This is a genomic window from Geodermatophilus sp. DF01-2 (assembly GCF_004571065.1).
In the GTDB taxonomy this organism is placed as follows: domain Bacteria; phylum Actinomycetota; class Actinomycetes; order Mycobacteriales; family Geodermatophilaceae; genus Geodermatophilus.
Map to the genome: position 1 here is coordinate 1 of NZ_SPQN01000045.1, position 23,611 is coordinate 23,611.

The 23,611-nt window shown below is 72.8% G+C and carries 24 protein-coding genes and 1 pseudogene; 17 read left to right on the plus strand and 8 right to left on the minus strand.

Going from position 1 to position 23,611, the window contains the following annotated elements; translation table 11 throughout:
- Window positions 1-703: pseudogene (locus E4P41_RS12845) on the plus strand (endonuclease); the annotation flags it as partial.
- Window positions 700-987, plus strand: a complete 288-nt coding sequence (locus E4P41_RS12850) for an Lrp/AsnC ligand binding domain-containing protein (RefSeq protein WP_135141644.1) — start codon at window positions 700-702, stop codon at window positions 985-987. The pseudogene E4P41_RS12845 and the gene E4P41_RS12850, both read left to right, overlap by 4 nt.
- A gap of 101 nt (window positions 988-1,088) precedes the next feature.
- Here E4P41_RS12850 and trpD read toward each other — a convergent pair whose 3' ends face one another.
- Window positions 1,089-2,144 (minus strand): anthranilate phosphoribosyltransferase, encoded by a 1,056-nt coding sequence (gene trpD, locus E4P41_RS12855; RefSeq protein ID WP_135141645.1) that lies wholly within the window; start codon window positions 2,142-2,144, stop codon window positions 1,089-1,091.
- Complete coding sequence (locus tag E4P41_RS12860) at window positions 2,141-2,557, minus strand: hypothetical protein (protein ID WP_135141646.1); 417 nt, start codon at window positions 2,555-2,557, stop codon at window positions 2,141-2,143. The genes trpD and E4P41_RS12860 overlap by 4 nt, the downstream gene beginning before the upstream one ends.
- Before the next feature lie 123 nt (window positions 2,558-2,680).
- Between E4P41_RS12860 and E4P41_RS12865 the strand changes: the two genes are divergently transcribed.
- The 4 genes from E4P41_RS12865 (at window position 2,681) to E4P41_RS12880 (ending at window position 7,052) form a co-directional block, all read left to right on the plus strand.
- Entirely contained in the window at window positions 2,681-3,301 is a 621-nt protein-coding gene (locus E4P41_RS12865) for a heme-copper oxidase subunit III (RefSeq protein WP_348536494.1), read from the plus strand.
- Window positions 3,302-3,308: 7 nt separating this feature from the next.
- Entirely contained in the window at window positions 3,309-4,211 is a 903-nt protein-coding gene (locus E4P41_RS23635) for a cytochrome c (RefSeq protein WP_135141648.1), read from the plus strand.
- A gap of 61 nt (window positions 4,212-4,272) precedes the next feature.
- The gene (locus tag E4P41_RS12875; protein WP_135141649.1) at window positions 4,273-5,388 is read left to right on the plus strand and encodes a Rieske 2Fe-2S domain-containing protein; all 1,116 of its coding nucleotides are present in this window, start codon (window positions 4,273-4,275) and stop codon (window positions 5,386-5,388) included.
- Complete coding sequence (locus E4P41_RS12880) at window positions 5,388-7,052, plus strand: cytochrome bc complex cytochrome b subunit (RefSeq protein ID WP_135141650.1); 1,665 nt, start codon at window positions 5,388-5,390, stop codon at window positions 7,050-7,052. The genes E4P41_RS12875 and E4P41_RS12880 overlap by 1 nt, the downstream gene beginning before the upstream one ends.
- A gap of 639 nt (window positions 7,053-7,691) precedes the next feature.
- On the opposite strand, the gene E4P41_RS12885 is transcribed toward E4P41_RS12880, so the two are convergent.
- A complete protein-coding gene (locus E4P41_RS12885) occupies window positions 7,692-8,093 on the minus strand; it encodes a cytochrome c oxidase subunit 4 (protein ID WP_135141651.1) in 402 nt (133 codons plus the stop codon).
- A 48-nt stretch (window positions 8,094-8,141) separates the two neighbouring features.
- Complete coding sequence (coxB, locus tag E4P41_RS12890; protein WP_135141652.1) at window positions 8,142-9,029, minus strand: cytochrome c oxidase subunit II; 888 nt, start codon at window positions 9,027-9,029, stop codon at window positions 8,142-8,144.
- A gap of 286 nt (window positions 9,030-9,315) precedes the next feature.
- Between coxB and E4P41_RS12895 the strand changes: the two genes are divergently transcribed.
- The 3 genes from E4P41_RS12895 to asnB are packed head-to-tail and all read left to right on the plus strand — an operon-like array spanning window position 9,316 to window position 12,025.
- The gene (locus tag E4P41_RS12895) at window positions 9,316-9,678 is read left to right on the plus strand and encodes a metalloprotease (RefSeq protein WP_135141653.1); all 363 of its coding nucleotides are present in this window, start codon (window positions 9,316-9,318) and stop codon (window positions 9,676-9,678) included.
- Complete coding sequence (locus E4P41_RS12900; protein WP_135141654.1) at window positions 9,671-10,039, plus strand: DUF3817 domain-containing protein; 369 nt, start codon at window positions 9,671-9,673, stop codon at window positions 10,037-10,039. Before E4P41_RS12895 ends, E4P41_RS12900 begins: the two co-directional genes overlap by 8 nt.
- 54 nt (window positions 10,040-10,093) lie before the next feature.
- Window positions 10,094-12,025 (plus strand): asparagine synthase (glutamine-hydrolyzing), encoded by a 1,932-nt coding sequence (asnB, locus tag E4P41_RS12905; RefSeq protein ID WP_135141655.1) that lies wholly within the window; start codon window positions 10,094-10,096, stop codon window positions 12,023-12,025.
- 204 nt (window positions 12,026-12,229) lie between these two features.
- On the opposite strand, the gene E4P41_RS12910 is transcribed toward asnB, so the two are convergent.
- Window positions 12,230-12,577 carry an iron-sulfur cluster assembly accessory protein gene (locus tag E4P41_RS12910; protein ID WP_135141656.1) on the minus strand — a complete coding sequence of 116 codons (348 nt, stop codon included), beginning with the start codon at window positions 12,575-12,577 and terminating at the stop codon, window positions 12,230-12,232.
- Between the two features lie 146 nt (window positions 12,578-12,723).
- On the opposite strand from E4P41_RS12910, the gene E4P41_RS12915 reads away from it, so the two are divergent.
- The gene (locus tag E4P41_RS12915; RefSeq protein WP_135141657.1) at window positions 12,724-13,335 is read left to right on the plus strand and encodes a DUF3043 domain-containing protein; all 612 of its coding nucleotides are present in this window, start codon (window positions 12,724-12,726) and stop codon (window positions 13,333-13,335) included.
- Between the two features lie 536 nt (window positions 13,336-13,871).
- Here E4P41_RS12915 and E4P41_RS12920 read toward each other — a convergent pair.
- Window positions 13,872-14,084, minus strand: coding sequence for a hypothetical protein (locus E4P41_RS12920; protein ID WP_135141658.1), 213 nt, complete (start codon window positions 14,082-14,084; stop codon window positions 13,872-13,874).
- Between the two features lie 125 nt (window positions 14,085-14,209).
- On the opposite strand from E4P41_RS12920, the gene E4P41_RS12925 reads away from it, so the two are divergent.
- Genes E4P41_RS12925 through E4P41_RS12940 form a run of 4 tightly spaced genes read left to right on the plus strand, consistent with a single transcriptional unit; the run spans window position 14,210 to window position 16,671 of the window.
- Entirely contained in the window at window positions 14,210-14,647 is a 438-nt protein-coding gene (locus E4P41_RS12925; protein ID WP_135141659.1) for a phage holin family protein, read from the plus strand.
- Complete coding sequence (locus tag E4P41_RS12930) at window positions 14,644-15,261, plus strand: DUF3618 domain-containing protein (RefSeq protein ID WP_135141660.1); 618 nt, start codon at window positions 14,644-14,646, stop codon at window positions 15,259-15,261. Before E4P41_RS12925 ends, E4P41_RS12930 begins: the two co-directional genes overlap by 4 nt.
- Window positions 15,258-15,533, plus strand: coding sequence for a DUF4235 domain-containing protein (locus tag E4P41_RS12935; protein ID WP_135141661.1), 276 nt, complete (start codon window positions 15,258-15,260; stop codon window positions 15,531-15,533). Before E4P41_RS12930 ends, E4P41_RS12935 begins: the two co-directional genes overlap by 4 nt.
- A gap of 1 nt (window position 15,534) precedes the next feature.
- Complete coding sequence (locus E4P41_RS12940) at window positions 15,535-16,671, plus strand: YihY/virulence factor BrkB family protein (protein ID WP_135141662.1); 1,137 nt, start codon at window positions 15,535-15,537, stop codon at window positions 16,669-16,671.
- Between the two features lie 197 nt (window positions 16,672-16,868).
- Here E4P41_RS12940 and gcvT read toward each other — a convergent pair whose 3' ends face one another.
- Window positions 16,869-17,987: a glycine cleavage system aminomethyltransferase GcvT gene (gcvT, locus tag E4P41_RS12945; protein WP_135141663.1), complete on the minus strand. Its 1,119-nt coding sequence runs from the start codon at window positions 17,985-17,987 to the stop codon at window positions 16,869-16,871.
- A 141-nt stretch (window positions 17,988-18,128) separates the two neighbouring features.
- Between gcvT and E4P41_RS12950 the strand changes: the two genes are divergently transcribed.
- Complete coding sequence (locus E4P41_RS12950) at window positions 18,129-19,640, plus strand: leucyl aminopeptidase (RefSeq protein WP_135141664.1); 1,512 nt, start codon at window positions 18,129-18,131, stop codon at window positions 19,638-19,640.
- Window positions 19,641-19,717: 77 nt separating this feature from the next.
- On the opposite strand, the gene E4P41_RS12955 is transcribed toward E4P41_RS12950, so the two are convergent.
- On the minus strand, window positions 19,718-20,065 hold the full coding sequence (locus tag E4P41_RS12955) for an oxidoreductase (RefSeq protein ID WP_135141665.1): 348 nt from the start codon (window positions 20,063-20,065) through the stop codon (window positions 19,718-19,720).
- A 153-nt stretch (window positions 20,066-20,218) separates the two neighbouring features.
- Here E4P41_RS12955 and lpdA point away from each other — a divergent pair, with 153 nt between their 5' ends.
- Together lpdA and sucB are read left to right on the plus strand one after the other, a co-directional pair.
- The gene (lpdA, locus tag E4P41_RS12960) at window positions 20,219-21,598 is read left to right on the plus strand and encodes a dihydrolipoyl dehydrogenase (RefSeq protein ID WP_135141666.1); all 1,380 of its coding nucleotides are present in this window, start codon (window positions 20,219-20,221) and stop codon (window positions 21,596-21,598) included.
- A gap of 51 nt (window positions 21,599-21,649) precedes the next feature.
- Window positions 21,650-23,524 carry a 2-oxoglutarate dehydrogenase, E2 component, dihydrolipoamide succinyltransferase gene (gene sucB / locus E4P41_RS12965; protein WP_135141667.1) on the plus strand — a complete coding sequence of 625 codons (1,875 nt, stop codon included), beginning with the start codon at window positions 21,650-21,652 and terminating at the stop codon, window positions 23,522-23,524.
- Window positions 23,525-23,611: the final 87 nt, after the last annotated feature.

Consider the following 23,611-nt stretch of genomic DNA (forward strand, 5'->3'; position numbering starts at 1 on the left):
CGAGCCTGACGGCGTTGGACCCAGGAGACAGCCCCGCACCCCGGAGGTCCGCTCGCTCGTGGCCCAGCTCAACCGCAGGCAGTTGCTCGCCGCCGGCCTCCGGGCCGCGGTGGCCGCCGACCCGCGGGCGCTGCTGGCCCCGCTGCTCGCGCGCGTCGAGCGGCTGGCCGGCGACGAGCGCTACGAGGACGCCGCCGTCCTCCGCGACCGCGTCGCCGTGCTCGTGCGGGCGGTGCGCCGGCGGCAGCGGCTGGAGTCCCTCGCCGCGGTGGCCGAGCTGGTCCTCGCCCGTCCGGACGGCGCGGGCGGCTGGCAGCTGTCCGTCGTCCGCCGCGGCCGGCTGGTGGCGGCCGGGTGCGCGGCCCGCGGCAGCTCGGTCCGGGCCACGCTCGAGGGTCTGTTCACCACGGCCGAGACGCCGCTGGGCCCGGACGGCGAGCTGGCCGCCTCGGTGGACGAGACCGAGCTGGTGCTGCGCTGGATGGAGAAGCCCGGCACCCGGCTGGTGCAGGTGGACGGGACGCTGGCCTGCCCGGTCCCCGGCACCGGCGGCTACACCGACTTCCTCGACCGGGCGGAGGCCGGCCGCGCCGGCCGGGACCCGTTCGCCGACGACCGCCCCCTGGGCACCCGCGCGCGCCCCGAGCGGCTCTCCCGCGGACCGGCCGGGTCGGCGGCACCCCGGCTAGCATCGCCGGCGTGATCACCGCCATCGTCATGATCGACGCGGCCACCGACGCGATCCCGGAGGTGGCCGAGGCCGTCGCCGACCTCGACGGCGTGAGCGAGGTCTACTCCGTCGCCGGCGCCGTCGACCTCATCGCCGTCGTGCGGGTCCGCGAGTTCGAGCAGATCGCCGAGGTCGTGGCGGGGCGGATCAACAAGGTGCCCGGCGTGCGGGAGACCGACACCCACATCGCCTTCCGCGCCTACTCCCGGCACGACCTCGAGGCGGCGTTCTCGATCGGCTTCGACTCCGCCGACTGACGGCCCCGCTGCAGGGTCCCGCCCCCGTCCAGGGCACCGCCCCGAGCGAGGGCGGGGAGGACGGGGTCCTTTACGAGTGGCGGGTGGCAGGGGGTCCTTGATCAGCTCCGCAGCGAGCGACTCACCGACGCCCAGTGCCCGAGCAGCGCGGCCGCACGACCGTCGTCGACCGCCGCCGCTGCGCGCGCCATCGCGGCGGACAGCGCGTCGTGCAGCCGCTCGGCCCGCTCGTCGAAGGCGGCCAGCGCGGCCGCGGCGTTGAGCAGCACCGCGTCCCGCACCGGCCCCGGCTCCCCGTCCACGACCCGGCGGAAGACGTCGGCGTTGAACGCCGGGTCCCCACCGCGCAGCGCGTCGGCCGGGGAGAGCGGGACGCCGAGGGCGGCAGGGTCCACGCGGTCAGGCACGACCTCGCCGTCGCGCACCACCCAGGCCGAGGACGTCGTCGCGGTGGTGAGCTCGTCGAGGCCGTCGTCGCCGCGGAACACCAGCGCCCGTGTCCCCCGCCGGGCCAGCACCTCGGCCAGCACCGGGGCCATGCGGGCGTCGGCGCAGCCGATCGCCGCCGCGGCCGGGCGCGCCGGGTTGGCCAGCGGGCCGAGGAAGTTGAAGACGGTGCCGATGCCCATCTCCCGGCGTGGGACGGCGGTGTGCCGGAAGCCCGGGTGGAAGACCGGCGCGAAGAAGAAGCCGATGCCGGCCTCGGCGACGCAGCGCGCCACCGCCGGTGCCGGCAGGTCGATGACCACCCCGAGCGCCTCCAGCACGTCCGCGGCCCCGGAGGACGACGACGCCGCCCGGTTGCCGTGCTTGGCGACCGGCACCCCCGCCGCGGCGGTGACGACCGCGGCCATCGTGGAGATGTTGACCGTGTGCGCGCCGTCGCCGCCGGTGCCGACGATGTCGACGCAGGCCAGCGGCAGCTCCACGGGGGTGGCCCGCTCGAGCATCGTCTCGGTGAGGCCGGCAACCTCGGCCGCCGACTCCCCCTTCGCGCGCAGTGCCACGGCGAAGGCGGCGACCTGGGCGGGGGTCGCCTCACCGGCCATGACCTCGCGCATCGCCCAGGCGGTGTCTGCGGCGGAGAGGTCCTCCCGCGCCAGCAGACGGGTGAGCAGCGCCGGCCAGGTGGGCCCGCCGGTGGTGCGTGCGCTCACCGGGCGACCGGGCGACGCCCCACCCGGTCGCGCAGCAGGTCGGCGACGACGGCAGGGGCGGTCAGCGGGTCGACCGGGAAGGGCAGCGTGGCGTCGGCCTGCGACCAGTGCGCCAGCCAGCGGTCGGGCTGGCGGGCGATGAGGACGCACAGCGCCGGACGGTCGGCCAACTCGACGGTGAGCTGACGGGCCAGCGCCAGGCCGCCGGTCGGCTGGGCCTCGCCGTCCAGGATGCAAAGGTCCACGCCGCCGCCGTCCACGGTGTCGACGACGTCCTCCCCGGTGGTGCACTCCAGCCAGGTGAGGGGACCCACGTCGGCCGCCGGACGGCGGCCCACCGCGGTGCGCACGGCGGCCCGCACCTCGGGCCGGGAGCTGTAGACCAGGACGGTGGCCGGGGCGGCGTCACTCACGGCGCCGAGCGTAGTGGCTGGGGCGGCGCTGACCAGGCACCCCGGGGTCTCGGTCTCGAGGAGGTCACGGCGCCGCGACGCCATCCCACCCGCGGTCGTGACCTTGCCGGGAGCGATGCCATGATGGGCCTCGTGACAACGGCTCCCGTGGCGAGCGGCACCTTCGACACCTCCCGGGTGCACTCCCTGACCCGACCGAACCTGGTGAGCGTCGGCACGATCATCTGGCTCTCCAGCGAGCTGATGTTCTTCGCCGGCCTGTTCGCCATGTACTTCACGGCGCGCGCCCGGGCCACCGAGGGGTGGCCGCCGGAGCCGACGCACCTGAACGTCCCGTACGCGCTGGTCGTCACGCTGATCCTGGTCGCGTCCTCGGTGACCTGCCAGCTGGGCGTCTTCGCCGCCGAGCAGGGCAACGTCTACGGCCTCCGACGCTGGTTCACGATCACCTTCGTGATGGGCCTGGCCTTCGTCCTCGGTCAGGGCTACGAGTACATCGAGCTGGTGCACGACGGCACCACGATCTCCTCGAGCACCTACGGGTCGGTCTTCTACCTCACCACGGGATTCCACGGCCTCCACGTCATCGGTGGCCTCGTCGCCTTCGTCTACCTGCTCATCCGGTCCACCATGGGCCGCTTCACGCCGGCGCAGGCGACCGCGGCCATCGTGGTCTCCTACTACTGGCACTTCGTCGACGTCGTGTGGATCGGGCTGTTCACCACGATCTACTTCATCCGCTAGGAAAACGGTGTCCTCTGTGAATCCGCAGTCCGACGCCCCCTCCGACGAGGGAGCGCCCCGCGGCCGCCGCCGCTGCGGCCGCCGCCGCTGGTCCCGCCGTCCGGCCGACGGGTCCCCCGCCGCCGCGGCCCGCGCCCGGCGCCGCTCCAAGCAGCGCCGTCGTGTCGCCAACGTGGCCGGCCTGATGGCCGCCCTGGTGCTCACCGGGACGCTCTACTCGGCGCTCTCCCCGGCCCAGGCGACCGAGGAGAGCGCGACCACCGAGTCCGCCGCCGAGGCCGCCGGCCGCGAACTGTACGAGCGCAGCTGCATCACCTGCCACGGGGAGAACCTCGAGGGCGTGCCCACCCGCGGGCCCTCGCTGATCGGCGTCGGTGAGGCGGCCGTCTACTTCCAGGTGCACACCGGGCGCATGCCGCTGGCCCGCCAGGAGGCCGACGCCCCGGACAAGCCGGCCGTGTTCTCCGACGAGGAGATCGACCAGCTCATGGCCTACGTCCAGGCCAACGGCGGCGGCCCCACCCTGCCCTCCGGTGACCTGCGCGACGGGGACCTGGCCGAGGGCGGGGAGCTGTTCCGGCTCAACTGCGCGCAGTGCCACAACTTCGTCGGGCAGGGCGGCGCTCTCTCCTCGGGCAAGGCCGCGCCCAGCATCGAGGGCGCCAACGACCTGGAGATCTACACCGCAATGCTGAGTGGCCCGGCCAACATGCCGGTCTTCGGGGACAACCAGCTGACCCCCGAGGAGAAGCGCTCCATCATCAACTACGTCCAGACGATCGACGCCCAGGCCGACCCGGGCGGCTTCGGCATCGGACGGATCGGCCCGGTCGCCGAGGGGATCGTGGTCTGGCTGGTCGGTATCGCCGCGCTGCTGTTCGGCATCTTCTGGATGGGGAGCAAGGCGTGAGCACCCGCATCCACACCGCAGCACCGAGGACGCCGACGACGCTCGTCGGCGAGGAGGCAGCGTGACCACGCGCGAGACCCACCCCGGCACGGCCGGCGGTTCCACCGGCCCGGCAGCCCACGGCGGGCCGGACGCGGACTACACCCCCGAGCAGCTAGCGGCGATGCCCCGTGAGGAGCTCGACCGCCTGGGCGCCCAGTACGACAACGTCGAGGTTCTGCACGTCGACCCCGGTCCCGAGCCGGGCTCCCCTGTCGAGAAGCGCGCCGTCCGCCAGGTCGGGCTGACCTTCGCCCTCGCCGGGCTGGCCGCGCTCGCCTTCGTCGTCGTCTACGTGGGTTCCGGCTGGTTCCTCCCCGACTGGCAGTGGGAGATCACCGAGAGCGGCTGGAGCGCGATCTTCACACCGGTGCTCGGTGCGCTCATGGGCCTGTCGCTGACCCTGGTCGGCGTCGGCCTGGTGCTCTACACCAAGAAGCTCCTGCCGCACGAGACCGCGGTACAGGACGTGCACCACGCCTCGCACTTCGACCAGGTCACCACCGGCGCCACCCTCGTCGGCGGCCTGCACAGCAGCGGCCTGGCCCGGCGCAAGCTGATCACCCGCTCGCTGGTCTTCATGGGCGGCGGCCTGGGCCTGATGCTCCTCATGCCGCTCGGCGGCCTGATCCGCAACCCCAACACCGGCGACCCGCTGGGCACCACCCCCTGGGCCGAAGGCGTGCGCCTGCTGCGGAACGACGGCAGCCCCATCCGGCCCGGCGACCAGCAGCCCGGCTCGCTGGAGACGGTCTTCCCCGCGGTGCCCGGCGGCAACACCGTCGAGAACGCCGACGCCGCGACGATGCTCATCCGGCTGCGGCCCGAGCAGGTGGAGGAGAACCGACCGCTCGAGGGCCAGGAGAACTTCGGCTACGGCGACTACGTGGCCTACTCCAAGATCTGCACGCACGCCGGCTGCCCGGTCTCGCTGTACGAGCAGGAGACCAGCCGCCTCCTGTGCCCGTGCCACCAGTCGCAGTTCGACGTGACGCAGGGAGCCAAGCCCATCTTCGGCCCGGCCACCCGCCCGCTGCCCCAGCTGCCGATCACGGTCGACGACGAGGGCTACTTCGTGGCGCGTAGTGACTACATTGAGGCCGTTGGCCCCACCTACTGGAACCGGGAGCGCATCTGATGGCTCGCACCGCCACGGCGCCGGGTGTCCCGACCACACGGCTGGGCAAGACCGCACAGGAATTCGACGACCGTCTGATCGTGTCCGGCCCCCTGCGCCGGACGCTGAACAAGGTCTTCCCCGACCACTGGTCGTTCCTGCTCGGTGAGATCGCGCTCTACTCCTTCGTCATCCTGCTGCTGTCGGGCACCTACCTGACGTTCTTCTACGACGCCTCCCTGCGCCATGTCACCTACGAGGGCATCTACGCGCCGCTGCGCGGCGTGGAGATGTCGGCGGCCTACGACTCCACCCTGTACCTGTCGTTCGACGTCCGCGGCGGCCTGTTCATGCGGCAGCTGCACCACTGGGCGGCCCTGCTGTTCGTCGCCTCGATCGTCGTCCACCTGCTGCGCATCTTCTTCACCGGCGCTTTCCGGCGGCCGCGGGAGACCAACTGGCTGATCGGCGCAGCGCTGCTGATCCTGGCCATCGCCGAGGGCTTCGCCGGCTACTCGCTGCCCGACGACCTGCTGTCCGGCACCGGCCTGCGCATCATGTCGGCGATCATCCTGTCCATCCCGGTGATCGGGACGTGGGCGCACTGGGCGGTGTTCAACGGCGACTACGTCGGCGAATTCATCATCGGACGCCTCTACATCGCCCACGTGCTGCTGATCCCGGCGATCATGCTCGGCCTCATCGCCGTCCACCTGCTCATCCTGGTCAAGCAGAAGCACACCCAGTTCCCCGGCCCGGGGCGGACCGAGCACAACGTGGTCGGCAACCGGCTCTTCCCCACCTTCGCCGGCAAGGCGGGTGGCCTGTTCTTCATCGTGTTCGGCGCCTGCGCCGCGCTCGGTGGCCTGGTGCAGATCAACCCGGTGTGGCTGTGGGGCCCGTACAACCCGGCCCAGGTCTCGGCCGCGTCCCAGCCCGACTGGTACGTCATGTGGCTCGACGGGTCGACGCGACTGTTCCCGGCCTGGGACATCAACCTGCCGGGTGACTACACGATCCCGGCGCTGTTCTGGCCGACCGTGGTGCTGCCGGGGATCATCTTCACGATCCTCTTCGCCTATCCCGCCATCGAGCGGAAGCTCACCCGGGACACCGCCTCGCACCACCTGCTGCAGCGTCCCCGCGACGTGCCGGTGCGGACCTCGTTGGGCGTCATGGCGATCGCCTTCTACGTCGTCCTGATGTTCTCCGGGGCCAACGACGTGATTGCGGAGAAGTTCGACATCAGCCTCAACGCGATGACCTGGGCCGGCCGCATCGGGCTGATCATCCTCCCGCCGATCGCCTACGTGCTCACCTACCGGATCTGCCTCGGGCTGCAGAAGCACGACCGCGAGGTGCTCGAGCACGGTCTCGAGACCGGCGTCATCCGTCGGTTGCCGCACGGCGAGTTCATCGAGGTGCACCAGCCCCTCGGCCCGGTCGACGAGCACGGCCACGGCCAGCTGGCCTACGGCGGTGCTCCGGTGCCCAAGCGGATGAACCAGGTCGGCGGCGCCCGCCGGGCGATCCGCGGGTTCTTCAGCCCGATCGAAGAGCCGGCACAGGCCGAGATCGAACAGCGCCGCGAGGAGCACGGCGCAGCCGCTGCGGAGGCCAGCCGGGAGCTCACCACGTCCGGTCGCCCCTCGGACGGCGGCCGGCCGCAGGAGCCGCGCGACTGAGCCTGTGCCTGGCCGGAAGGGCCCCGACGGACAACCCCGTCGGGGCCCTTCTGCGTCTCCATCCCTGCACCGACACGGCGTCGCCGTCGCCCGCCCCGCGTCGACCTGCCGTCGGCGGTCGCGGCCCTCGGCCGTGGCGCGGCACCCCGTTCCGTCCCGGCAGCCCGCCGGTGACCCGCGCCGGCCCGATGGGCACCTGACGGGCGCCGGGCCGGCTCGTCGTGCGCCGTCCTCTCGTCACCGCCGTCCTCCTCAGGCTCCGGGACGGCGGCCGGGCACCGGGGACGGCGACAGCGGCGCCCCTCCGACCTGGACGCGTTGCTCGCACCCACGGACCGAGCTCCCCGGGGGACCGCCCGACCGGTCGCCCGGCCGGACGCCGGACATCGAGCCGGCGGACGAACGGTCCTGTCCCCGCCGTGCCCCGCGCGAGGGCCGGCCACACGCCGGCCCCGCACCATGCACCCGCGGCGGCGGGCGGAGTGGCTGACCGCCGGCTGCACGAGGCACGGAGCACTTGGGCCGGACCACGATCCGGGTGGACAGGCCGGCGGTGAACGGCCCGCAGGCGGTCGTTCCACGAATGCCGAGGGCCCCTCCCCGCGCGCGGGAAGGGACCCTCGACAGTGGCGGTACGGCTCAGCCGTGCGCGTTCTGCCCCACGTAGTACTCGAAGAGCAGGCCACCGATGGTGACCAGCAGGGCCGCACCGGCGAGCAGCATGAGCCAGGGGTAGAAGAAGGCCAACGCCAGGCCCATCAGACCTGCCGAGAGGGCGATACCGAACGGCCAGTAGCTGCCCGGGCTGAAGAAGCCGAGCTCGCCGGCTCCGTCGGCGATGTCGGCGTCCTTGCGGTCCTCCGGGCGAGCGTCGATGCGTCGCGAGACGAACCAGAAAAATCCACCGACGAGGAATGTCAGCCCGCCGGAGAGGACCAGCGCGGTGGTCCCGATCGGCTCACGGGACCAGACCCCGTACACGACGGCCATGACGATGCAGAAGACGCCGATGGCGTTGAAGATGAGCGCTTCGACCTTCACGGCCGTCCCTCCGACTGCGTGGTGTGCGGTGCGCGGGTGGAGGACACGTCAGCCGTCCGCCTGCTGCGCGTCCTCGACCAGGTCGAACGGCGAGGTGCTCTGCGCCACTCCCGGCTCGCCGATGCTTTCCAGCGCCTCGAAGGTGCTCAGTCCGGATTCCCGGGCCTCCAGGTAGGCCTCGTACTCGGCCGGCGACACCGCTCGCACCTCGAAGTTCATGTAGGCGTGATAGGTGCCGCAGAGCTCGGCGCAGCGACCGACGAAGGCACCCTCCTCCTGGACGACGACCTCGAAGACGTTGTCCACGCCATTCTCCTGCCCGGGGATGACGTCGAGCTTGAACAGGAAGTCCGGCACCCAGAACGAGTGGATCACGTCGGCGGAGGCGAGCTCGAACCGGACGTTCTGACCGGTCGGCAGGACGAGGATCGGGATCTCGTCGCTCGTGCCGACCGTCTCGACCGGCTCGCCGTCGGCCCCGGCGGTGTCCGGGTAGACGAACTGCCAGTTCCACTTGAACGCGTTGACCGCGACGGTGACTTCCGGGTCCTCGCTGCGCTCCTGGACCTCGTTCTGCGTCACGACGGTGAAGAAGAACAGCCCGGCGATGATGAGGAACGGGATGATCGTGTAGACGATCTCCAGCGGGAGGTTGTAGGCCGTCTGCTTGGGCAGCTGGTTGCCGCGCTTCTTGTAGCGCAGGATCGCGAAGAAGATCAGCCCCCACGTGATCGTGCCCACCACGTTGGCAGCGTGTGCCGACCAGAACCACAGGCTGCGCATCGCGTCAGCCTCTTCAGTGACCCCCTCCGGCCACCCGAAGAAGAGGAAGTTGCGGACCCAGAAGTCGCTGCCGGTGACGTCACATCCGGTGAGGGTGAGTCCTCCCAGGAGACCGAGCGCGGTGACCCGCGCGAGCCTGCTGCCTCGAGCCACTGCTCGCTGCCTCCTCGTCCTCGTCCGGTGCACCGGACGGTCTTCCCGGCGGGCCCTCAGCCGGTGCCCGGCGGACGGCGCCTGTGCCGACCACAGTCTGCGGCGAGACTAGCCGACCCCGCTCGGCGGCCGACCACCGGAGATGCGGCACCGGCGGGTCGTGCCGCCGGGCGGCCGGACGGTGCGCCGCCCGCCCGCTCCGGACGGCAGCCGGGAGCGGTGGGGCACGGTGAGCCCCCTCACCGCTGGGCACTCTGCGGGGGCACCGCCGGTTACAGTCGGGGCCGTGTTCTCCCGGCTGCTGACGCCCACATGGGTGCTCCTGCACCTGGTGGTGGCCGCGCTCTTCGTCGGCACGTTCTTCCTGGGCTACTGGCAGCTGTCCAAGGCCGAGGCCGGGGGTGGCGCGGTGAACTGGAGCTACGCGCTCCAGTGGCCGCTGTACGGGTTCATGGGCCTGTGGTTCTACGTGCGCATGTGCCGCGAGGAGGTCAACCGCGACCCCGACGAGGAGGAGCCGGGGTCCGCCCTGGTCCTCTACCAGCGGCCGCGCATCGACACCTCCGGCGACCCCGAACTGGCCGCCTACAACGCCCACCTCGCCGAGCTCAACGAGCGGGCGCTGCGCCGGCGGGCCGACCATGGCTGAGCCGGCGACCGCATCGCGGCTGCCCCGCGCGCTGGCCCGCCGGGTGGGACGCGACGTCCCCGCCGCGCTGACCCGCTACCGGGTGATGGCCTGGATCGTCGGCGTCCTGCTCATCGCGCTGATCCTGGTCGCCGTGCCGCTCAAGTACCTCGCCGGGATCGACGGACCGGTCGCCGTCATCGGCACCCTGCACGGCTGGCTCTACTTCGCCTTCTTCCTGACCGCCTGCGACCTCGCCCTGCGGGCGCGCTGGACGTCGAAGGGCACCGTCCTCGTGCTCGTGGCCGGCACCGTCCCCATCCTGTCGTTCGTCGCCGAGCGGATCGCCACCCGCAGGACCCGCGCCGGCGAACGCGTCTGACCCCGTCCCGGCGTCCGCGCCGGACTCGATCCGAACCCGGGAGACCTGCGCCTCATGTGCGGCCTGCTGGCCTACCTGTCCACCGACGCCGAGCGCGTCACCGACCCGATCGTCGGTGAGGTCCGCGAGGCGCTGCCCTGCCTGCGCCATCGCGGCCCCGACGAGACCCAGGTCTGGCACGACGCGCGGGTCGTCTTCGGCTTCAACCGGCTGGCGTTCATCGACATCGAGCACAGCCACCAGCCGATGCCCTACGCGGACGGCCGCTACCGGATCGTCTTCAACGGCGAGATCTACAACTACGTGGAGCTGCGCGAGGAGCTCGCGGCCGAGGGCGCGCAGTTCGCCACCGAGGGCGACACCGAGGCCATCGTCGCCGGCTACCACCACTGGGGCCAGGACGTCGTCCGGCGGCTGCGCGGCATGTTCGCCTTCGTCATCTGGGACACCCGGACGGGAACGGCGTTCGGCGCGCGCGATCCCTTCGGCATCAAGCCGCTGTTCACCGCGCGGCTCGCCGACGGGGCGCTCCTCTTCAGCTCCGAAAAGAAGGCGCTGCTGGAGATGCTCGGCGGCAGCGAGGCCGCCGGCGGCGTGGACTCCGCCTCGCTGCAGCACTACCTGACGCTGCAGTACGTGCCGGAGCCCGCGACGCTGCACCGCGGCATCCGGCGGATCGAGAGCGGCACCAGCTTCACCGTCGTGGACGGCGAGTTGCACACCAGCCGCTACTTCCACCCGGCCTTCCCCGTCCGGCCGGTCGCGAAGGACGAGCAGCAGGGCCTCTACGACCGGATCGCCGAGGTCCTCGACGACTCGGTGCGGGTGCACATGCGTGCCGACGTCACCGTCGGGTCGTTCCTCTCCGGGGGCATCGACTCCACGGCGATCGCGGCGCTGGCCAAGCGGTACAACCCCGACCTGATGACCTTCACGGTCGGCTTCGAGCGCCAGGGCTTCTCGGAGATCGACGTCGCCGCCGAGTCGGCCGCGGCGATCGGCGTGGAGCACGTGACCAAGGTGGTCACGCCGGAGGAGTTCGCCGAGTCGATCCCGCTGGTGGTCTGGTACCTCGACGACCCGGTCGCCGATCCGGCGCTCGTGCCGCTGTACTTCGTGGCCCGCGAGGCCCGCAAGCACGTGAAGGTGGTGCTCTCCGGTGAGGGCGCCGACGAGCTCTTCGGCGGCTACAACATCTACCGCGAGCCGCTCTCCCTGGCCGCCTTCGACCGGCTGCCCGGCGGCATCCGTCGCGCGCTCGGCTCGCTGTCGGTGAAGCTGCCCGACGGCATGCGCGGCAAGGACCTGCTGCGCCGCGGCTCCATCCCCCTGAGGCAGCGGTACTACGGCAACGCGCGGATCTTCCGGGACGACGAGCTGGGCTTCCTCGAGCGCCGCGACCCCGACCTCTCGCACGTCGCCGTCACCCGCGAGCTCTACGAGCGCACCCGTGCAGCCGGCTACGACGACGTGACCGCCATGCAGTACGTCGACCTGTTCACCTGGTTGCGCGGGGACATCCTGGTCAAGGCCGACAAGATGACGATGGCCAACTCGCTGGAGCTGCGGGTGCCCTTCCTCGACCCCGAGGTCTTCGCGGTGGCCGGCACGCTGCCGGTGGACCAGCGGGTGACCCGGGAGACGACGAAGTACGCGCTGCGCCGCGCGCTGGAGCAGATCGTCCCGGCGCACGTGCTCGACCGCCGCAAGCTCGGCTTCCCCGTGCCGACCCGGCACTGGCTGGCCGACGACCTGTACGACTGGGCCCGCACCGTCATCGCGGAGAGCCAGACCGACGAGTGGCTCGACCGTGCGCAGGTGCTGGACATGCTGGAGGCGCACCGGGCCAACATGGCCGCGGGCAGCCCGGTCGACCTCTCCCGGAAGCTGTGGACGCTGCTGGTGTTCATGGTCTGGCACGGCATCTTCGTCGAGCAGCGGATCAAGCCCGACGTCCCCGAGACCATCTACCCCGTGAGGTTGTAGCGCTGGCGTCGAAGGCCCGGTTCCTCCCGCAGGAAAGACCGGGCCTTCGACGCATCTGAGGTGAGCCGCCATGCGACCGGCGGTGCCGCGTTGCGGGGCCCGGAGGGCTCCCGACGCGGTGCCGCGGACACACTCAGCGTGGCCGGGGCACGGCACCTGGCCGCGCTGTCGGCCGGGAGGCCGACGATGTCACAGTGTCACCGCTCAGCTGAAGGAGTCACCGCAGGCGCAGGAGCCGGTGGCGTTCGGGTTGTCGATCGTGAAGCCCTGCTTTTCGATCGTGTCGACGAAGTCGATGACCGCGCCGCCGAGGTACGGGCCGCTCATCCGGTCGACGATGACCTCGACACCACCGAACTCGAAGGTCTGGTCGCCGTCGAGGAACCGCTCGTCGAAGAAGAGCTGGTAGCGCAGGCCCGAGCAGCCGCCGGGCTGGACGGCGATGCGCAGGCGGAGGTCGTCGCGACCCTCCTGGTCCAGCAGCGTCTTGACCTTGGCGGCAGCGGGGTCGCTGAGGATGACGCCGGTGGCCGTGGTGTCCTGCACCGTCATGTTGGAAGTCCTCCCACGTTCGAGGGTGCCTGCTGCGGCACGTCCTGCAGCAGACCAACGCCGCCGGAGCGGAGCCTCTTCCCACTGTACGGCGTCCGGTGCCGCGCAGGCCGGGATCGGCCGAGGTCGCACGTAGACTCGCGGCCGTGAAGCTCCGCCTGCCCGGGCGTCGCGACCGCACCGAGGCCGCCCCCGACCCCGCCGCCGACCTGGCCACCCAACAGCTGGTGAAGACGGCCGGCAAGGGCCGGCCCACGCCCAGGCGCAGCGAGGCCCAGGGCCGCCGCCCCGGCCCTCCCCCGCCGCCGCCGGCCACCCGCAAGGAGGCCTACAAGCGGATGCGGCAGCAACGGGCGGCCACCCGGGGCACCGCCCGCGCCGCCGCCGCACGGGGGGACGACAGCTACCTGCCGATCCGCGACCGCGGCCCGGTGCGCCGGCTCGTGCGTGACGTCGTCGACGCCCGCCGCAACGCCGGGAGCTTCTTCCTGGTCGTTGCCGGGCTGGTGCTCGCCGGCTACTTCGTGCCCAGCCCCGCGGTGCAGAGCTACACGGTCTTCATCTGGTTCGTCTTCTTCCTCGTGATCATCGCGGACTCCGTCGTCCTCGGTCGGCGGATCAAGAAGAAGGTGCTCGAGCGGTTCCCCGACCAGGACCACAAGATGAAGAGCCTGGTGTGGTACGGCGTCACCCGGGCCACCATGGTCCGCCGCTGGCGCTTCCCCAAGCCCGAGGTGGCCCCGGGCGCCCAGGTCTGAGCGCCGGGGGCTGAGCGGCCGGCCCGGTCGTCGGGACCCGTGGATTCCCGACGACCGGGCGGTTCCGGTCTCTCCATCTCCGCGGTCGCCTACGGCGACTGCTGATCCACGGCGGCCGGGTCGGGGACGGCGCGCACGCCTGCGTCCGCGCCGTCCCGACGCCGGCATCGCCACCTCCGACGCCGCCGACGGCTACGCCGGGAACCCGGGCCGAGGCGGTGCTCGGTCAGGCCCTGGCCGGCCGGTGCCGCGAGGAGATGGAGGTCTTCACCAGGACCTACTGGCCGACCGGTCCCGGCCACAACGGCCGCGGGCTGTCCCGCACGCACGTCGTCGAGAGCTGTCACGCCTGGCCGTGGCGGCTGCGGACTCGACCTCCACCGGGCGCACCGCTACGACCCCACGGTGCCCGCTCGAGGAGACGATGACCGTTTCCCGACCTCGTCCGGGTCGATGCGGAGGGTTCCTGCGCGACGACGTGCTCACCCGGGTGCAGCCGCTGCGGCCCGTTGCCGAGGACCTCGACCTGTCCATGCCTACGTGGCGGCCAGGCCCATCGGCCCGTAGACCTCCTGCTCGCCGTCGAACAGCGTCACCGTGGCGACCCCGCGCTCGAGCAGGTCCCGCCAGTTCTCCCCCAGCCAGGACTCCGCGTCGCCCTGGTTCTCCGCCTGCGGGACCTCGACCCCGACCGTGGCCGGGTCGAGCTCCGCCCCCGAGGGGTCCTCCAGCCGCCAGTACCAGCTCATGGCCGCAGGTTAGTGACCCGCCCGCGGACGGCGCCGTGCCCGGAGTGTGACCGCGCGTCTGGTTATCCCGGCGATCCTCGGGGGCATGTGAGGTCATCGACACGCCTTCCCGGACCGGAGGACCGATGACCGACCCCACCACGGGCGCCAGCCGCGCGCCCCTGCCTCCCCCCGCCCCCGAGGACGCCTCGACCGGGCAGCTGATCGGCCAGCTGACCGAGCAGATCAGCCGACTGGTCCGCGACGAGGCCCGGCTCGCGCAGGCCGAGGTGACCCAGAAGGCCAAGCGGCTCGGCGTCGGCGCCGGCCTGTTCGGCGGCGCCGGCCTGTTCGCGTTCTTCGGCCTGGCCGTGCTCATCGCCGCCGCCGTCCTCGCCCTGGCCCTGGCCCTGGCCGACTGGCTGGCCGCGCTCATCGTCGCCGCCGTGCTCTTCGCCATCGCCGGCGTCCTCGCACTGGTCGGCAAGAAGGACGTCCAGAAGGGCACGCCCCCCGTGCCGACCCAGGCCATCGCCAGCACCAAGACCGACATCGCGACGGTGAAGGAGAGTGCACGCCGGTGAGTACCCCAGCCAACCCCGGCCCCGACGGGGCCGCCCGGACGTCGGACGGCGGCACCACCCCCAGCGACCCCGACGCCATCAAGGCCGACATCGAGGCCACCCGCGCCGAGCTCGGCCGCACCGTCGACGAGCTCTCGCAGCGCCTCGACGTCCCGGCCCGGGCCCGCGAGAACGCCTACCGGGCCCGGGACACCGCGGTCGAGACCTATCGGGAGAACCCGCCGGCCGTCATCGGCGCCGGCGCGAGCCTGGCCGCCCTCGTCGGCCTCCTGGTGTGGCGCCGGCTCACCAGGAACCGCCGGGTCGCGAAGAAAGAGGCCAAGCAGGAGGCCAGGCGGCTCGCCGCCCGCCGGGCCGCCGCCGAGAAGGCCGTCCGGAAGGCAGCGGCGAAGAACGCCGAGCAGGCCCGTCGGGCAGCGGCCGAGCAGGCTGCCCGAAGGGCAGCGGCGAACAAGGCGAAGCAGGTGCGCCGTGCCGCGGCCGCCAAGGCCGCGCGCAAGGCCGCGGCGGACAGGGCGAAGCGAGTCCGCCGGGCCACGGCCGCCAAGGCCGCCCGCAAGACAGCGGCGAAGAAGACGAAGCGGGTCCGCCGGGCCGTGGGGAGGGCGACGTGAGCAGCACGGGGGCCAAACTCGTCTACCGGCCGATCGGGCTGCTCAGCGGAATCCTGGCCGGTGTCGTGTCCGGCGCGGTCTTCAAGCAGGTCTGGAGGCGCGTGGCCAAGGAGGACGACGCTCCCGACGCGCTGCAGAGCGAGTACCGGATGCGTGAGGTCGTGCTGGCCGCCGCGCTCCAGGGTGCGATCTTCGCCGCCACCAAGGCGGCCATCGACCGGGCCGGGGCCCGCGGCTTCACCAAGCTGACCGGCACCTGGCCGGGCGACTGACGTGGCCGGCACCCGGCACCGCGACAGCGCGGTCGATCGGATCCGGGAGCGGGTCGAGGAGAAGGCGGCCCGCCGGGCGGCCGCCAGGGCGGCCGAGGCACGCGGGCCCCATCCGCATGCCGACCGGCTGCCGCCCGGGGCGCCGGGCGAGCACCAGCTGCCCGGCATCACCGCGGAGCGGCCCACCGACATTCCCTGGCGCGGGTGGAAGCAGGTCGTCAAGCGGGCGTGGGCGGAGAACAAGGCCGACAACATGCCCATCGTCGCCGGCGGTGTGGCGTTCTGGGGCTTCCTGTCCATCTTCCCCGCGCTGATCGCGATGATCTCGATCTACGGGCTGGTGGCCTCACCGGAGACCGTGACCCAGCAGATCGAGGACCTCTCCGCACAACTCCCCGAGAGCGCGGCCCTGCTCATCGAGGACCAACTGCGCGACATCGCCACCGGCAGCGGCGGTGCGCTGACCGTCGGCCTGGTGGTCTCCGTCCTCGGCGCGCTGTGGACGGCCTCCGGCGGGGTGAACAACCTGGTCACCGCGGTGAACATCGCCTACGACGAGGTGGAGACCCGCAACTTCGTGAAGCTGCGGGCCACGTCACTGGCGCTCACGCTGGGCGCGGTCGTCTTCGTGCTGATCACCTTCAGCCTGGTGGCCGTCGTCCCGGCCGTGCTCAACGCCCTGCCGCTCGGCCCGTTCGCCACGATCCTGACCCAGGTCGCGAGATGGGTGCTTCTGCTGGCCGTGTTCGCCGGGTCCCTGGCCGTCGTCTACCGCATCGCCCCGGACAGGGACAACCCGAAGCTGCGCTGGGTCAACCTCGGCGCCGTCGTCGTCACCATCGTCTGGGCCCTGGTCAGCGTGGCGTTCAGCTTCTACGTCGACCGATTCGGTAGCTACAACGAGACCTACGGCACGATCGCCGGGGTCATCGTCCTGATGCTCTGGCTCTACCTCACCTGCTACCTGGTGCTGCTGGGTGCCGAGATCAACTCCGAGGCCGAGCACCAGACGGCGCAGGACACGACGCAGGGCCCGGCCCAGCCCATGGGGAAGCGGGACGCGGTGGTCGCCGACTCGCTCCCGGACAAGCCGGAACCGTCCAAGGAGGACAGGGACCCGACTCGCAAGAACGCCTGATGGCGGTCCCTTCTCGGCCTTTCCGAGCTTGCCAGGGATGGGGAGGACGGCGGCCCCCTGCGGGGTCCCCGGATCTCCTGGCGTGCCCTGGGCTTCCCAAGGGCTCGGGAACAGAGTCCTAGGACGAGCGGCAGGGGTGGCCTCGTCCCGGGTCCCGCCCCGAGCCTGCGACGGGGTGCGGAGGACGAGGCCCTTTCTCAGCGCACGTGCGAGGGCACGAAGGGCGGCCGCACGACCTGCACCGTCTGCGGCCGCCCCCGCACGTCGACGGCCAGCTCGCCGCCCTCGCCCACGCCGGACGCCGTGTCGAGGAGGGCCAGCGCGATGCCGGTGCGCAGGGACGGCGAGAACGTCCCGCTGGTGACCTCGCCGACACGGGCACCGTCGGCGTCCAGCACCGCCATGCCCGGCCGCGGGATCCCCCGCCCGGTCGCCCGCAGGCCCCAGAGCAGCCGCACCGGCCCGGCCTCCTTCTCGGCGAGCAGCGCCTCGCGTGCCCAGAACGCCGGCTTGCGCCAGCCCACCGCCCAGCCGGCGCGGGCCTGGACGGGCGTGATCTCGGCCGACAGCTCGTGTCCGTGCAGCGGGTAGCCCATCTCCGTCCGCAGCGTGTCCCGGGCGCCCAGGCCGCACAGCCGCAGCCCCTCGTCACGGCCGGTGTCCACGAGCACGTCCCACAGCTCGCCGGCCCGCTCGGCAGACACCAGCAGCTCGTACCCGTGCTCGCCGGTGTAGCCGGTGCGGCAGACGGTGACCTCGGTGGAGCCGCCACCGGTCCCGGTCACGAACGACATGTAGGGCAGCTCACCGGGCAACCCCAGGAATGCCAGCAGCTGCGGCGACCGCGGTCCCTGCACGGCCAGGACCGCGACGTCAGCGTGCCGGTCTGTCACGGTGACCCCCGCCGGGGCGGCGTCGGTCAGCCGGGCCACCACCTCGGCGGCGTTGGCGGCATTGGGAACGAGCAGCACGTCGTCGGGGCCGTGCAGGTAGACGATCAGGTCGTCGACCACGCCCCCCGCCCGCGGGTCGCCGTCGGGCAGGCAGCACATCGTGTACTGGGCCTGCCCCGGGCCGATGCGTGAGAGGTCGTTGGTCAGGCAGGCGTCGACGAACTCCGCCGCCCCCGGCCCGCGGACCGTCGCCGTGCCCAGGTGGGAGACGTCGAACAGGCCCACCCCGGAGCGGACCGCCTCGTGCTCGGCCAGCACCCCGCCGCCGGCGTACTCGATGGGCATCGACCAGCCGCCGAAGTCGGCCAGCTTGGCACCGGCCGCGACGTGCCGGTCGTGCAGGGGCGAGGTCCGCGCGGTCACGAACGGCACGGTATCGGCGCGCAGCGGCCGCCCTGCAGGGTCCTGCCGCGAGCCTGGTGACGTACTGGAACGGCTACCCTTCAGGGTCCCGCGCCGAGCCTGCGAGGCGTGGGGGAAGGGTGGTCCTTCTAGGATCGAGCGGTGCCGCCGACGATCAACGCCACCGACCGCCCGCTCGAGAAGCTCTCCGCCGACGCCGTCGTCGTCGGGATCGGCAAGGGGCTCGACGGCCTGCTGCCCACTCCCGGCGCCGAAGCGGTCGACCGGCTCCTGGGGGGCCGGCTGCTGACCGCGCTCGCCGACCTCGGCGCCCGCGGGGCGGAGGACGAGGTCACCCGGGTCGCCACCCTGGGTCAGAGCGCGTTCCCCGTCGTCGTGGCCGTCGGCCTCGGCGCGCCGCAGCCGGGCGGCGGGTACGCCGCCGAGGCCGTCCGGCGCGCCGCCGGCGCCGCCAGCCGGGCACTGTCGGGTCGCGCGTCGGTCGTCACCCTGCTGGCCGCGGTCGGCGGGACGCCGGACGAGCAGCGCCTGCACGCCGTCGGCGAGGGCAGCCTGCTCGGCACGTACGAGTTCACCGCCTACAAGTCCGACCTCGACGGCCGTCCCGCCCCGCCGCGGGAGTTCACCGTCGTCGTCCCCGACGGCGGCGACGCCAAGGCGCCACTGGGCCGGGCCCGCGCCGTCGCCGACGCCGTGACGCTCGTGCGCGACCTGGTCAACACCCCGCCCAACGACCTCCACCCCGCCGAGCTCGCCGCCCGCGGCGCGGCCGCGGGCAAGAAGGCCGGACTGAAGGTCGAGGTGCTCGACGAGGACGACCTGGCGGCCGGCGGCTACGGCGGGATCCTCGCCGTGGGCGGGGGCTCGGCCCGCGGGCCCCGCCTGCTGCGGCTGACCTACAGCGGCCGGAAGGCCCGGAAGAAAGTCGCGCTGGTCGGCAAGGGGATCACCTTCGACAGCGGCGGCCTGTCGATCAAGCCGGCGCAGAACATGCACCACATGACCAGCGACATGGCCGGGGCGGCGGCCGTCATCGCCACCGTGTGCCTCGTCGCGGAGCTCGGCCTGCCGGTCGAGGTCACCGCCACCGTGCCGATCGCGGAGAACCTGCCCAGCGGCACCGCCTACCGCCCCGCCGACGTGGTGACCTTCCGCAACGGCAAGAAGGCCGAGATCACCAACACCGACGCCGAGGGCCGCGTCATCCTGGCCGACGCCCTCGCGCGGGCTGCCGAGGACTCTCCCGACGCCCTGCTGGAGACCTCCACCCTCACCGGCGCGCAGCTGGTGGCCCTGGGCTCGCGCACCGCCGGGGTCATGGGCAGCGACGACCTGCGCGACGCCGTCGTGGCCGCCGCCGACCGCAGCGGTGAGTCGATGTGGCCGATGCCGATGCCGGCGGAGCTGCGCAAGGGGATCGACTCCCCCATCGCCGACTTCGTCAACGCCAACGCCGACCGGATGGGCGGCATGCTCGTCGGGGCGCACTTCCTCGCCGAGTTCGTGCCGGCCGGCCTGCCGTGGGCGCACATCGACATCGCCGGCCCGAGCTACAACACCGGCGCGCCGTGGGGATACACCCCCAAGGGCGGCACCGGCGTCCCGGTCCGCACGCTCCTGTCCGCCATCGAGGACCTCATCGCCACCGGGTGATGCACCGGAGCGGCCACCGTCAGGGGCCCGCCGAGAGCTGGCGAGCGGTGGGGGACGGTGGTCCTTCGAGGGGTCCTTCAGTCGAGCTCGCGAGGGGAGGGGGGACGGGGGTCCTTCTTCTTCGACCAGTCGCGCATCCGCTGCGGATAGCCGGTGACCTGTGCGTCGTAGACCGGGATGCCGAGTTCGCGGGACAGCCGGCGGGCGGTGTCCGGGCCGTCGATGCGACGACGGGTCCACTCGCCGTCGGCCGCGACCAGGACGATGGTGGTCTCGGTGACCGCGGTCCGGGGCTCGACGTACCCTTCCACGCCGCGCCGGCTGGCGACGAACTGCTCGAGGTGGGCGACGTCGGCCCGCCCGGCGCCCCGGTCGAGCGTGGCTCGGCCCGGTGCCCGCCGCCGCAGTCGGCTCCACAGCCCCATGCCCGCTCCTGTCCACCCGGGTCGCGCCTGCGCGGCGACGTCCGCGCTGGCAACGGTGCTGCCCGCCCCGGCGTTCCCGGAGTGGCAGGATGGGCGCCGGATCATCGCCCGCCCGTGTGAACGGGTCGGGACCACGGCATTCGAGGAGTCCTCGTGAGCGCACCCACCTCTCCCGCCGACCTGGTCATCCTCGGTGGTGGCTCGGGTGGCTACGCCGCCGCGCTGCGCGCCGCCGAGCTGGGCATGTCCGTCGTCCTCGTCGAGCGCGACAAGGTCGGCGGCACGTGCCTGCACCGCGGCTGCATCCCGACCAAGGCCCTGCTGCACAGCGGCGAGATCGCCGACCAGGCTCGCGAGGGCGAGCAGTTCGGCGTCAAGACGTCGCTGGCCGGCATCGACATGGACGGTGTCAACGGCTACAAGGACGGCGTCGTCTCCCGGCTCCACAAGGGCCTGCAAGGGCTGATCAAGTCCCGCAAGATCAACTACGTGGAGGGCGAGGGCCGGCTGGTCTCCCCGACCGCGGTCGAGGTGAACGGTCAGCGCTACGAGGGCAAGCACGTGCTGCTGGCCACCGGCTCCTACGCCCGGTCGCTGCCCGGCATCGAGGTCGACGGCAGCCGGGTCATCACCAGCGACTACGCGCTCGGCCTCGACCGCGTCCCGGCCTCGGTGATCATCCTGGGCGGCGGCGTCATCGGCTGCGAGTTCGCCAGCGTCTGGAAGTCCTTCGGCGCCGACGTGACCATCGTCGAGGCGCTCCCCCACCTGGTACCGCTGGAGGACGAGTCCTCCTCGAAGCTGCTCGAGCGCGCCTTCCGCCGCCGGAAGATCGACTTCAGCCTCGGGAGCCGCGTCTCCGCCGTCCAGACCACCGAGAACGGCGCGAAGGTCTCGCTGGAGAACGGCAAGGAGTTCGAGGCCGAGATCGTGCTCGTCGCCGTCGGCCGCGGCCCGGTCAGCCAAGGGCTGGGCTACGAGGAGGCCGGCGTCGCGATGGACCGCGGCTACGTGCTCGTGGACGAGTACTGCCGGACCAACGTGCCGACCATCTCCGCCGTCGGCGACCTCATCCCCACCCTGCAACTGGCGCACGTCGGCTTCGCCGAGGGGATCCTCGTCGCCGAGCGGCTGGCCGGTCTGGAGCCGGCGCCGATCGACTACGCCGGCGTCCCGCGGATCACCTACTCCGAGCCCGAGGTCGCCTCGGTCGGGCTCACCGAGGCCCAGGCCAAGGAGCGGTTCGGCGAGGTCAAGACGCTCAGCTACGACCTCGGCGGCAACGGCCGCAGCCAGATCCTCAAGACCGCCGGTGCGGTGAAGCTGGTGCAGGCCGTCGACGGCCCCGTCGTCGGCGTGCACATGGTCGGCAGCCGGGTCGGCGAGCTCATCGCCGAGGCCCAGCTCATCTACAACTGGGAGGCCGAGGCCGACGACGTCGCCGCCCTCATCCACCCGCACCCGACGCAGAGCGAGGCGCTCGGCGAGGCGCACCTGGCGCTCGCCGGCAAGCCGCTGCACGTGCACGGCTGACCCCCGCCACCACCCCACCATCCACCCAGCGCCAGAAGGAGCCCTGCCCCGATGCCGACGTCCGTCACCATGCCCGCCCTGGGCGAGAGCGTCACCGAGGGCACCGTCACCCGATGGCTCAAGCAGGAGGGTGAGCAGGTGGAGGTCGACGAGCCCCTCCTGGAGGTGTCGACGGACAAGGTCGACACGGAGATCCCCTCGCCGGCCGCCGGGGTGCTGACCAAGATCCTGGTCTCCGAGGACGAGACCGTCGAGGTCGGTGCCGAGCTGGCCGTCATCGGTGGGGACGGCGACGGTGGCGCGCCGGCCGCTGGCCCGGACACCGCGGAGGCCGGCACCCAGGAGGCGCCGGCCCAGGAACAGGCTCCCGCCCAGGAGGCGCCAGCCCAGGAACAGGCGCCGGCCCAGGAGGAGGCGCCGGCCCAGCCCCAGCCCGAGCCGGCCGCCGCGGCGCCGGCGGGCGGGTCCGGGGACGGCTCCGGGGACGGCGAGGGAACGCCGGTGACCATGCCGGCCCTGGGTGAGAGCGTCACCGAGGGCACGGTCACCCGGTGGCTGAAGTCGGTCGGCGACGAGGTGACGGCGGACGAGCCGCTGCTCGAGGTCTCCACCGACAAGGTCGACACCGAGATCCCGGCCCCGGTGTCGGGGACCCTGCTGTCGATCTCGGTGAACGAGGACGAGACCGTCGAGGTCGGCGCGCAGCTGGCGGTCATCGGGTCCGGCGCGGCGGGCGGCGACGCCTCGGCGCAGGCCCCTGCTCCCACGGCCCCGGCCCAGGAGCAGCCAGAGGCCCGGCCGCAGGAGCCGGAGACCGCCAAGCCGGCCACCGAGACACCGGGCGCGGACTACGGCTCCAGCGGCGCCCTGCCCGCGGAGTCGCCCACGTCGGCCCCCTCGCCGGCCGCCGCGGTGGCCCCGCAGGCACCCGCCCCGTCGGCCCCACCCGCGCCCGCTGAGCAGGCACCCTCGGGCGACGGCGGTGGGCAGTACGTCACCCCGCTGGTGCGGCGGTTGGCCGCTGACCGCGGCGTCGACCTCTCCACGGTGTCCGGCACCGGTGTCGGCGGACGGATCCGCAAGCAGGACGTCCTCGCCGCCGCGGAGAAGGCCGCCGCTCCGGCGCAGGCCCCGGCTCCGGCGGCCGCCTCCGGCCGGACGGCGCCGACCCCTTCGCCGGCGGCGCAGCCGGACACCTCGCTGCGCGGGCGCACCGAGAAGTTGTCCCGGCTGCGCACGGTCATCGCCCGGCGGATGGTGGAGTCGCTGACGGTGAGCGCCCAGCTGACGACGGTCGTCGAGGCCGACGTCACCGCCATCGCCCGGCTGCGGGACCGGGCCAAGCGTGACTTCGAGGCCCGCGAGGGCGTCAAGCTGTCGTTCCTGCCGTTCTTCGCCAAGGCGGCGGTCGAGGCGCTCAAGGCCCATCCGGCCGTGAACTCCTCCATCGACCTCGAGGCCGGCACGGTCACGTACCACGACGCCGAGAACCTGGGCGTCGCGGTCGACACCGAGCGCGGCCTGCTGGTGCCGGTCATCAGGGACGCCGGGGATCTGAGCCTCGGCGGCCTGGCCCGCAAGATCGCCGACCTGGCCGAGCGGACCCGCACCAACAAGGTCACCCCGGACGAGCTCGGCGGCGGCACCTTCACGCTGACCAACACCGGCAGCCGCGGAGCCCTGTTCGACACGCCGATCATCAACCAGCCGCAGGTGGCGATCCTCGGCACCGGGACCGTGGTGAAGCGCCCGGTCGTCGTCCAGGACCCCGACCTCGGCGAGGTCATCGCGGTCCGGTCGATGATCTACCTGGCGCTGACCTACGACCACCGGATCGTGGACGGCGCCGACGCCGCCCGCTTCCTCACCACGGTGAAGGAACGGCTGGAGGCCGGTCAGTTCCACGGCGAGCTCGGCCTCACCTGAGAAAGGAGCTCGGCCTCACCTGAGAAAGGACGGCCTTGCCCCCCACCGCTCGCAAGCTCGCAGTGGGGGGCAAGGGGCCGCTGTCAC

Coding starts and splice junctions, on each gene's coding strand:
- E4P41_RS12865 (WP_348536494.1), top strand. CDS start 2,681: ATGGGCCTCGTGACAACGGCTCCCGTGGCGAGCGGCACCTTCGACACC.
- E4P41_RS12880 (WP_135141650.1), top strand. CDS start 5,388: ATGGCTCGCACCGCCACGGCGCCGGGTGTCCCGACCACACGGCTGGGC.
- E4P41_RS12900 (WP_135141654.1), top strand. CDS start 9,671: ATGGCTGAGCCGGCGACCGCATCGCGGCTGCCCCGCGCGCTGGCCCGC.
- asnB (WP_135141655.1), top strand. CDS start 10,094: ATGTGCGGCCTGCTGGCCTACCTGTCCACCGACGCCGAGCGCGTCACC.
- E4P41_RS12910 (WP_135141656.1), bottom strand. CDS start 12,577: ATGACGGTGCAGGACACCACGGCCACCGGCGTCATCCTCAGCGACCCC.
- E4P41_RS12920 (WP_135141658.1), bottom strand. CDS start 14,084: ATGAGCTGGTACTGGCGGCTGGAGGACCCCTCGGGGGCGGAGCTCGAC.
- E4P41_RS12925 (WP_135141659.1), top strand. CDS start 14,210: ATGACCGACCCCACCACGGGCGCCAGCCGCGCGCCCCTGCCTCCCCCC.
- E4P41_RS12955 (WP_135141665.1), bottom strand. CDS start 20,065: ATGGGGCTGTGGAGCCGACTGCGGCGGCGGGCACCGGGCCGAGCCACG.
- sucB (WP_135141667.1), top strand. CDS start 21,650: ATGCCGACGTCCGTCACCATGCCCGCCCTGGGCGAGAGCGTCACCGAG.